The sequence below is a fragment of the Aeromonas sp. HMWF017 genome, from assembly GCF_003061465.1.
Lineage (GTDB): Bacteria > Pseudomonadota > Gammaproteobacteria > Enterobacterales > Aeromonadaceae > Aeromonas > Aeromonas veronii.
Genome location: NZ_QAJD01000083.1, coordinates 1 through 9,548, shown reverse-complemented (window position 1 = coordinate 9,548; position 9,548 = coordinate 1). Strand labels below are relative to the sequence as shown.

Sequence of the window (9,548 nt, the reverse complement as noted above, 5' to 3'; positions counted from 1 at the left end):
CTCGTATCGCCGCCGAGGCTCGCGCCGGAGAAGAGGCCCGCATCGCCGCCGAAGCTCGCGCCGCGGAAGAAGCTCGTATTGCTGCCGAGGCTCGCACCGCGGAAGAGGCTCGTATTGCTGCCGAGGCTCGCGCCGCGGAGGAGGCTCGTATTGCTGCCGAGGCTCGCGCTGTGGAAGAGGCTCGCATTGCTGCCGAGGCTCGCGCCGCGGAAGAGGCTCGTATTGCTGCCGAAGCTCGCGCTGCGGAAGAGGCCCATATCGCTGCCGAGGCTCGCGCCGCGGAAGAAGCTCGCATTGCCGCCGAAGCTCAGGCTGCGGAAGAAGCCCGTATCGCCAAAGAGGCCCAGCGAGCGGAAGATATGCGCCTGGTCGCCGCGATGGAGGCTGAGGCCGCTGCACTGGCTGCTCTGCCGTTGGCCGCCAAGGTGGACGACGACACCCAGGACAAACCGCAGCGGGAGGGCTTCTTTGCTCGCCTCAAGCGCAGTCTGGTGCGCACCAAGGAGAATATCGGTTCCGGTTTCTTCGGCCTGTTTCGTGGCAAGAAGATCGACGACGAGCTGTTTGAAGAGCTGGAAACCCAGCTGCTGACCGCCGATCTCGGTGTGGATACCACCACTCGCATCATCGAAGGGCTGGTGCAGCACGCGGATCGCAAGCAGCTCAAGGATGCCGAGGCGCTCTACGGCCTGCTCAAGCAGGACATGGGCGAGATGCTGGCCAAGGTCGAACAGCCGCTGGTGATCGACACCAGCAAGAAGCCTTATGTGATCCTGATGGTCGGCGTAAACGGCGTCGGCAAGACCACCACCATCGGCAAGCTGGCCAAGCAGTTCCAGGCCGAGGGCAAGAGCGTGATGCTGGCGGCGGGTGACACCTTCCGTGCCGCAGCGGTCGAACAGCTGCAGGTTTGGGGTCAGCGCAACAATATTCCGGTGATTGCCCAGCACACCGGCGCCGATTCCGCTTCTGTCATTTATGACGCCATCGAGGCCGCCCGCTCCCGCGGGGCTGACGTGCTGATCGCCGACACCGCCGGTCGCCTGCAGAACAAGAGCAACCTGATGGAAGAGCTCAAGAAGGTCGTGCGGGTGATGAAGAAGCTGGATGAAGAGGCGCCCCACGAGATCATGCTGACTCTGGATGCAGGCACCGGCCAGAACGCCCTGAGCCAGGCCAAGCTGTTCAGCGAGGCGGTTGGCCTGACCGGCATCACCCTCACCAAGCTGGATGGCACGGCCAAGGGCGGCGTCATCTTCGCGGTGGCCGACAAGTTCCAGATCCCGATCCGCTACATCGGGGTGGGCGAGGGGATCGACGATCTGCGTCCCTTCGTTGCCAACGATTTCATCGAGGCGCTCTTCAGCCGCGATGAATAAGTCCGGCCGCGATGAGTCAGCTCAGCCGTGATGAGTAAGTGTTCCATACCCCGACTCCGGTCGGGGTTTGTCAATTTCAGGGAACCGTTATGATTCGTTTTGACAAGGTCAGCAAGGTATACAGCGGCGGCCATCAGGCGCTGCAAAAGGTCAGCTTTCACCTGCGCAAGGGGGAGATGGCTTTTCTGACCGGGCACTCGGGGGCGGGCAAGAGTACCCTCCTCAAACTGATCAGCGTGATGGAGCGTCCGACCGATGGTCGCGTCTTCTTTCATGGTGATGATGTCAGCCATATCCAGCGCAGCCAGATCCCCTATGTTCGCCGCCAGATCGGGATGATCTTTCAGGATCACCGCCTGCTGATGGACCGCACCGTGTTCGACAACGTGGCGCTGCCGCTGGTGATCGATGGCTACAGCCACGCCGATATCAACAAGCGGGTGGCGGCGGCGCTGGACAAGGTGGGGTTGCTCGGCAAGGAGCGCTACCAGCCGCGCATGCTCTCCGGTGGTGAGCAGCAGCGGGTCGGCATCGCCCGCGCCATCGTCAACAAGCCGCCGCTGCTGCTGGCGGATGAACCGACTGGCAACCTGGATCCCCAGCTCTCCATGGATATCATGCGGCTATTCCAGGAGTTCAACAATTTTGGGGTCTCGGTACTGATTGCCACCCACGATCTGGGGCTGATCGCCCGTATGCGCTATCGCACCCTGACCCTCAAGGCGGGCCGCATGTATTCGGCCGGGGAGGAGCTCTGATGGCTATCGTTCGTCATAAACAACCGCCGCTGCGCCGTCTGATTATGTACGGGGTTGACCATGTGCGGCAGGCGTTTGCCAGTCTCGGGGAGCTGTGGCGCAATCCGCTCGCCTCACTGATGACGCTGGCGGTGCTCGGCGTCAGCTTGGCACTGCCCTCCTGTTTCCATGTGCTGCTGAAAAACGCCGAGGTGGTGGAGGGGAGCTGGCAGAGCAGTTCCCAGATCTCCCTTTACCTGCGCAAGGATCTGCCGGAGCAGAGCATTCTCGATCTGCAGCACAGGATCCTGCTCTATCCCGAGGTGGATTCGGTCACCTACCTGAGTCGTGACGATGCGTTGCGGGAGTTTCGCGAGATCTCCGGCTTCGGCGATGCCCTCGATTATCTGGACAGCAACCCGCTGCCGCCGGTGCTGAGCGTCATTCCGGATCCACGCTGGCAGAACCCGGAAGGGGCCGCCGAGCTGCTCAGCAAGCTCAACAACGAGGTGGGGGTCGAACAGGGCAAACTGGATCTGCAGTGGTTGACCCGGTTGCAGGGGATCATGAACCTGCTGCGCCACACCATTACCGGTATCGCGGTGCTGCTGCTTTCCGCCGTGTTGCTGATCGTCGGCAATACCCTGCGTCTCAACATCCTCAACCAGCGTTCCGAGATTGAAGTGCTCAAGCTGGTGGGGGCGACCGATTCCTTTATTCATCGTCCTTTCCTCTATACCGGTATCTGGTTCGGGGTGATCGGCGGCATGCTGGCCTGGTGGCTGACCGAAGTGATGGTGATCTGGAGCGAAGGGGTGGTGAAGGAGCTGGCGGGCTTGTATAACAGTAACTTCCGGCTGGTTGGCATGGGAGCGGTAGACGGGATCAATCTGATCTTGCTGGGCGCCCTGCTGGGGCTGATTGCCTCCTGGTTCTCGGTCCATCGCCACATTCGCGACATCGAACCATCCTGATTATTTTGTCATCAAAGTAAATCGCTGGATTTTGAGAGGCGGATCAAGTAAAAGAGGGGCCGTTTCTGGCTTGGCCCCCATAGTCAGAGTATTCTGAATAACAATGATCTTCCGGATCTTCGCTAGATCCAGTGAACCTTCTGATTTATAAGCAGTCTATTAAAGCTGAAGCATTTATACGGGTGTGGCCCCTCTGCCTTGCTCGTCAGACTTGGCAAGCATGTGAAGGTTGCGAGCTCCGCAACAATGGACTTAGCATGCTACTTTTCGGGGGTCCTTCATTGTGACCCCCTTTTTTTGACTGTTCATTCATGATTCATCCTGCAGGCTTAAGATAAGCCGGTCTAAAACTGGGCATGTTCTTTGATACACGCCGCAGAATGGCATCCGGTCAGTAGACAGACCCTCTCAGGGTGTTAGACTGATTCGATTGAAAAGTAAGAGGTAACAGATGGGAACTTCATTGCAGCGCACTATGGCTCTGATTCCGCAAGGTAGTCTGGAAGGCTATATCCAGGCAGTAAACTCTATTCCTGTGCTGAGCGCAGAGGAAGAGCGTGAACTGGCTGAGCGTTTGCAGCAGGATGGCGATCTCGAGGCTGCTCGTCAGCTGGTTATGTCGCACCTGCGCTTTGTCGTTCATGTCGCCAAGAGTTATGCCGGTTACGGCCTGCCTCAGGCCGATCTGGTTCAGGAAGGCAACATCGGCCTGATGAAGGCGGTCAAGCGCTTCGACCCGACGGTCGGCGTGCGTCTGGTCTCCTTTGCCGTGCACTGGATCAAGGCCGAAATCCACGAATATGTCCTGCGCAACTGGCGCATGGTCAAGGTGGCGACCACCAAGGCCCAGCGCAAGCTCTTCTTCAACCTGCGCAAATCCAAAAAGCGTCTGGGCTGGCTGAACCACGAAGAGGTTCAGGCCGTTGCGGCCGACCTCGGCGTTTCTGCCGCTGACGTGACCGAAATGGAAGCGCGGATGGCCAACTACGATCAGGCGTTCGATCTGGTGGGTGATGATGAAGAAGAGGGCGGTTTCGCTCCTGTTCATTATCTGGAGGACAAATCCTCCGATCTGGCCGCGACCATCGAGAACGACAACTGGGACGATCACGCGACCCGTCGTCTGAGCTCGGCCCTCGCCACTCTGGATGAGCGCAGCCAGCACATCATCCGCGCCCGCTGGCTCGATGATGACAGCAAGACCACTCTGCAGGAGCTGGCCGATACCTACGGCGTCTCTGCCGAGCGTGTGCGTCAGCTTGAGAAAAACGCACTCAAGAAGCTGAAAGATGCCATGGAAGCCTGATGCTTCCTCTCATAAAAACAGGGCCTGATGGCCCTGTTTTTGTTTCGCAGGGATCTGGTCGGCCTTGCTTTGGTTACCCTTGAGTGTGTTATGTTGCCGCCACTGCCACATTAGGGAGAGCAGAAGTGAAACTGTTGAACGACCTGTTTACCAACAACCGTGAGTGGGCCGAACGGATCAAGGCCGAAGATCCCGCCTTCTTTGCCACTCTTTCTGCCCAGCAGGCCCCCGAATACCTCTGGATCGGTTGTTCCGACAGCCGGGTACCCGCCAACCAGCTGATGGGCTTGCTGCCGGGGGACGTCTTCGTCCACCGCAACGTCGCCAATCTGGTGGTACATACCGATTTCAACTGCCTCTCCGTGCTGCAATACGCGGTGGAAGTGCTCAAGGTGAAGCACATCATCGTCTGCGGCCACTATGGCTGCGGCGGCGTCAAGGCCGCGATGCAGAATCAGGAGCTGGGTCTCATCGACAACTGGCTGCGCAACATCAAGGATGTCTACTTCAAATATGGTGAAGAGCTCGAGGCCATCGAGGATGAGCATGAGCGCTTCGACTACCTGTGCGAGCTGAACGTCGCCGAGCAGGTCGCCAACGTCTGCCACACCACCATCATCCAGAATGCCTGGCGCAAGGGGCAGGAGCTGGCGGTGCATGGCTGGATCTACGGGATCAAGGATGGCTTGTTGCACGATCTCGATCTCTGCATCAGCGGGCCGGATCAGATCCCCGACGTCTACCGCGCCTGGCCGGACATGCGTCCGCCACACCGTCGGCGCTAAGGAGCACCCCGTTGGCGCCAGCCCTCTACCTGCAGATCAAGCAGCATATTCTGGATCGGATCCGCGAACGCCACTATCAGGCAGGGGATCGGATCCCGACCGAAGCGGCCTTGTGCGAGCAGTTCACCGTGAGCCGGATGACGGTCAACCGGGCGCTGCGCGAACTGGTGGCCGAGGGGTGGCTGGTGCGTACCGCCGGATCCGGCAGCTTCGTGGCGGATCGGCGTACCGAATCGCCGCTGCTGGCCATTCGCAACATTGCCGACGAGATTGCCGAGCGGGGCAGTGAATACAGCGCCCGGGTGATCCGGCTGCAGCGGCTGGCCGCCGACGAGAAGGTGGCGGTACAGCTGGGGCTGCGGGTTGGCGCCCCGATTTTCCACAGTCTCATCGTCCATCAGGCTGATGGTGAACCGCTGCAACTGGAGGAGCGCTTTGTCGATGCCGAGCGGCTACCGGGTTACGGCGAGCAGGATTTCACGAAGCAGACTCCCAACCGCTATCTGATGGAGCTTTGCCCCCTGTCGGAGATGGAGCACGTGGTGGAAGCTGTGTTGCCGAGTGCCGGTGAGGCGGGATTGTTGCAAATTCGCGTGGATACACCCTGCCTATTGTTGCACAGGCGCACCTGGTCGGAAGGACATCTGGTCTCCTACGCCAGATTGCTCTCCCCCGGTTCTCGCTACAAGCTGAGCTCCAAGGCGCAGCTTTCCTGATTGTCTATACAAATAGATTGTTCTCAAGCCCACCTCTCGGTGGGTTTTTTTGTGCTTAAACTCTAAGTTTGATGCTGTTATCAGGATGTGAACGCCGCTCTTTCTTTCGTCATAGAGATCGACTATAAGAATATGTATATACATTTGAGGTCGCTATGAACAAGGAACTGTTGAACTGCGAACGGGTCTGGCTCAACGTGACGCCCGCTACCCTGAATGATGAGCTGGCCGACTACGGCCTGCTGCCGCTCCACGCCATCGGCGTGAAGGATGGCAAGATCCACGCGCTGGTGCCGATGGCCGAATTGAAGGGGTCGTATCCCGCTCACTGGCAGGATATGCGGGGCAAGCTGGCCACCCCCGGCCTTATCGATTGTCACACCCATCTGGTCTTCGCCGGTAGCCGTGCCGAGGAGTTCGAGCTGCGCCAGCAGGGGGTGCCCTATGCGGAGATCGCCCGTCGGGGCGGTGGCATCATCAGCACGGTGCGTGCGACCCGTGCCGCCAGCGAAGAGCTGCTGTTCGAGCTGGCGTTGCCGAGGGTGACATCCCTGATCCGCGAAGGGGTCACCACGGTGGAGATCAAGTCCGGCTATGGCCTGACGCTGGATGACGAACTCAAGATGCTGCGGGTGGCCCGCCGACTGGAAGAGGCGTTGCCGATCCGGGTCACAACCACTCTGCTGGCGGCCCATGCGGTGCCGCCGGAGTATCGCGACGATCCCGACAGCTGGGTCGAGACCATCTGCCAAGAGATCATTCCAGCCGCCGCCGAGGCGGGTCTGGCCGATGCGGTGGATGCCTTCTGCGAGCATATCGGCTTCTCGCTGGCCCAGACCGAGCAGGTCTATCTGGCGGCGGATCAATACGGCCTGCCGGTGAAAGGGCATATGGATCAGCTCTCCAACCTCGGTGGCAGCACGCTTGCCGCCAACTTCGGTGCACTCTCGGTGGATCATCTGGAGTATCTGGATCCGGAAGGGATCCTGGCGCTTGCCCATCGCGGCGTGGTCGCCACCCTGCTGCCCACCGCCTTTTACTTCCTCAAGGAGACCAAGCTGCCGCCGGTCGCCGCGCTGCGCAAGGCGGGGGTGCCGATGGCGGTTTCCTCCGACATCAACCCGGGCACGGCCCCCATCGTCTCGCTGCGGATGGCCATGAACATGGCCTGTACCCTGTTTGGTCTGACTCCGGTGGAGGCGATGGTCGGGGTGACCCGCCACGCCGCCAAAGCGCTTGGCGAGCAGGAACGCCTTGGCCAGCTCAGGGTGGGGATGGCCGCCGACTTCCTGATCTGGCACTGCGCCCATCCGGCCGAGTTGAGCTACATGGTCGGCGTCGATCAGCTGGCAGGCCGCATTTTCAACGGCGAGGAGACCCTCCATGGATAAGTTCAACCCGATCGACATGGCGCTTTGGAAGGGACGTGAGGATCCGGAAGATGGCGAACTGGCCCTGCGCTGGCACGACAAAGTGCAGCCCTGGGCCGCCGGGGCACAAGAGGCAGTTGGTGTAGTGCTGCTTGGTTTTGCCTGCGATGAAGGGGTGCGCCGTAACAAGGGGCGTGTCGGTGCCGCCGGTGCGCCGCAAGCGGTGCGCAAGCTGCTGGCCAACACCGCTTGGCATCTGAGTCGCCCCGTCTACGATGGTGGGGATGTGAGTTGCCCCGACGGCGATCTCGATGCCGCCCACGGCCGTCTGGCCGAGCGGGTCGCCGCTGCACTCGATCTGGGCCACTTCCCGCTGGTGCTGGGGGGCGGCCACGAGGTGGCGTTCGGCAGCTGGAGCGGCCTCAACAGTCATCTGGGCGGCAGTGGCAGGGTCGGCATTATCAACCTCGATGCCCACTTCGACCTGCGCATGAAGCAGGAGCAGGCCAGCTCCGGCACCCCCTTCTTCCAGATCGCCGAGCAGTGCGCCGCCGAGGGCTCACCGTTTCACTACGCCTGCCTCGGGGTGGCCGAGACCGCCAATACCCAAGCGCTGTTTGCCCGTGCCGAGGCGCTGGGTGTGTGGCATGTGCTGGACGAGGCGATGACCCAGACCGGGCTGCCAGCCTTGCTAAGCGGGCTGGACGCCTTTATCGCCCACTGTGATCACCTCTATCTGACCATCGATCTCGATGTGCTGCCCGGCAACCTGATGCCGGGAGTGAGCGCCCCCGCCGCCCGCGGCGTGGAGCTGGCGGTGATCGAACCGCTCATTGCCCATATCCGGGCCAGCGGCAAGCTGAGGCTCGCCGATCTGGCCGAGTACAACCCGACGCTGGATCAGGATAATCGCAGCGCCCGCGTGGTCGCTCGACTGGTTCATCTGTTGACCCGTTAACCCTTTGGCCGCATATCGCCGAAGGCACCCTATTGATACAACAAGGAGTGTGTATGTCTGTGCAACAGCAGGATCCCCGTCATGATCCGAACCGCGTGATCCGTGCCCCGCGCGGTACCGAGCTGACCGCCAAGAGCTGGCTCACCGAGGCGCCGCTGCGGATGCTGATGAACAACCTGGATCCCGAGGTGGCCGAGCATCCCCAGTCGCTGGTGGTGTATGGCGGCATCGGTCGCGCTGCCCGCAACTGGGCCTGCTTCGACAAGATCGTCGAGGTGCTGACCCGGCTGGAGGAGGATCAGACCCTGCTGGTGCAATCCGGCAAGCCGGTCGGGGTGTTCCAGACCCACAAGGATGCGCCGCGGGTGCTGATCGCCAACTCCAACCTGGTGCCCCACTGGGCCAACTGGGAGCACTTCAACGAGCTCGATAAGAAGGGGTTGATGATGTACGGCCAGATGACCGCCGGCTCTTGGATCTACATCGGTACTCAGGGGATCGTGCAGGGCACTTACGAGACCTTCTTCGCGGTGGCCAATCAGCACTTCAACGGCGAACCCAAGGGGCGCTGGATCCTCACCGGCGGGCTCGGCGGCATGGGTGGTGCCCAGCCGCTGGCTGCCACCATGGCTGGCTTCTCGATGATCGCGGTGGAGTGCGACGAGACCCGCATCGATTTTCGTCTGCGCACCCGTTATGTGGACAAGAAGGCTCACAGCCTGGATGAGGCGCTGGCCATGGTCGAAGAGGCCAAACAGAGCGGCACCGCCATCTCCATCGGCCTGGTCGGCAACGCCGCCGACGTCTTCGCCGAGCTGGTGGTCCGGGGCATCACACCGGATGTGGTGACCGACCAGACCTCCGCCCACGACCCGGTGCACGGCTACCTGCCGCAGGGCTGGAGCGTTGCCAAATGGCGCGAGCTGCAGCAGAGTGCCCCGCAGGAGGTTAATCTGGCCGCTCGTCGCTCCATGGCCCGTCAGGTGGAGGCGATGCTGACCCTGCAAGAGCGCGGCGCGGCGACTCTGGATTACGGCAACAACATCCGCCAGATGGCGCTGGAGGAGGGGGTTGCGAACGCCTTCGACTTCCCCGGCTTCGTCCCCGCCTATATTCGCCCGCTGTTCTGCGAGGGGATTGGCCCGTTCCGCTGGGTGGCCCTCTCTGGCGATCCGGAAGATATCTACAAGACAGATCAGAAGGTGAAAGAGCTGATCCCCGACGATCCTCACCTGCATAACTGGCTCGACATGGCCCGCGAGCGGATCGCGTTTCAGGGGCTGCCGGCGCGGATCTGCTGGGTCGGGGTCAAGGATCGGGTAC

At 61.3% G+C, this 9,548-nt stretch carries 9 protein-coding genes; all 9 read left to right on the top strand.

The window, feature by feature from the left end; translation table 11 throughout:
* Window positions 1-1,379 (top strand): signal recognition particle-docking protein FtsY (gene ftsY, locus DBR30_RS07780; protein ID WP_258224339.1); only part of this gene is annotated, 1,379 nt, incomplete at its 5' end.
* 89 nt (window positions 1,380-1,468) lie between these two features.
* Window positions 1,469-2,137 (top strand): cell division ATP-binding protein FtsE, encoded by a 669-nt coding sequence (gene ftsE / locus DBR30_RS07775; RefSeq protein ID WP_005339995.1) that lies wholly within the window; start codon window positions 1,469-1,471, stop codon window positions 2,135-2,137.
* Window positions 2,137-3,090, top strand: a complete 954-nt coding sequence (gene ftsX / locus DBR30_RS07770; protein WP_108539833.1) for a permease-like cell division protein FtsX — start codon at window positions 2,137-2,139, stop codon at window positions 3,088-3,090. Before ftsE ends, ftsX begins: the two co-directional genes overlap by 1 nt.
* A 451-nt stretch (window positions 3,091-3,541) precedes the next feature.
* Window positions 3,542-4,396, top strand: a complete 855-nt coding sequence (rpoH, locus tag DBR30_RS07765) for an RNA polymerase sigma factor RpoH (RefSeq protein ID WP_005339997.1) — start codon at window positions 3,542-3,544, stop codon at window positions 4,394-4,396.
* 125 nt (window positions 4,397-4,521) lie between these two features.
* Window positions 4,522-5,181, top strand: coding sequence for a carbonate dehydratase (gene can / locus DBR30_RS07760; RefSeq protein WP_005339998.1), 660 nt, complete (start codon window positions 4,522-4,524; stop codon window positions 5,179-5,181).
* A gap of 11 nt (window positions 5,182-5,192) precedes the next feature.
* Window positions 5,193-5,897, top strand: coding sequence for a histidine utilization repressor (gene hutC, locus DBR30_RS07755; RefSeq protein ID WP_042032267.1), 705 nt, complete (start codon window positions 5,193-5,195; stop codon window positions 5,895-5,897).
* Between the two features lie 155 nt (window positions 5,898-6,052).
* Window positions 6,053-7,288: an imidazolonepropionase gene (gene hutI, locus DBR30_RS07750; RefSeq protein WP_108539836.1), complete on the top strand. Its 1,236-nt coding sequence runs from the start codon at window positions 6,053-6,055 to the stop codon at window positions 7,286-7,288.
* Window positions 7,281-8,225 carry a formimidoylglutamase gene (gene hutG, locus DBR30_RS07745; protein ID WP_108539838.1) on the top strand — a complete coding sequence of 315 codons (945 nt, stop codon included), beginning with the start codon at window positions 7,281-7,283 and terminating at the stop codon, window positions 8,223-8,225. The genes hutI and hutG overlap by 8 nt, the downstream gene beginning before the upstream one ends.
* A 53-nt stretch (window positions 8,226-8,278) precedes the next feature.
* On the top strand, window positions 8,279-9,548 hold a 1,270-nt coding region (hutU, locus tag DBR30_RS07740), incomplete at its 3' end, for a urocanate hydratase (RefSeq protein ID WP_108588282.1).

Excerpts from the sequence above, each read along its gene's own strand:
- ftsE (WP_005339995.1), top strand. The coding sequence starts at position 1,469 with ATGATTCGTTTTGACAAGGTCAGCAAGGTATACAGCGGCGGCCATCAG.
- ftsX (WP_108539833.1), top strand. The coding sequence starts at position 2,137 with ATGGCTATCGTTCGTCATAAACAACCGCCGCTGCGCCGTCTGATTATG.
- rpoH (WP_005339997.1), top strand. The coding sequence starts at position 3,542 with ATGGGAACTTCATTGCAGCGCACTATGGCTCTGATTCCGCAAGGTAGT.
- hutI (WP_108539836.1), top strand. The coding sequence starts at position 6,053 with ATGAACAAGGAACTGTTGAACTGCGAACGGGTCTGGCTCAACGTGACG.
- hutG (WP_108539838.1), top strand. The coding sequence starts at position 7,281 with ATGGATAAGTTCAACCCGATCGACATGGCGCTTTGGAAGGGACGTGAG.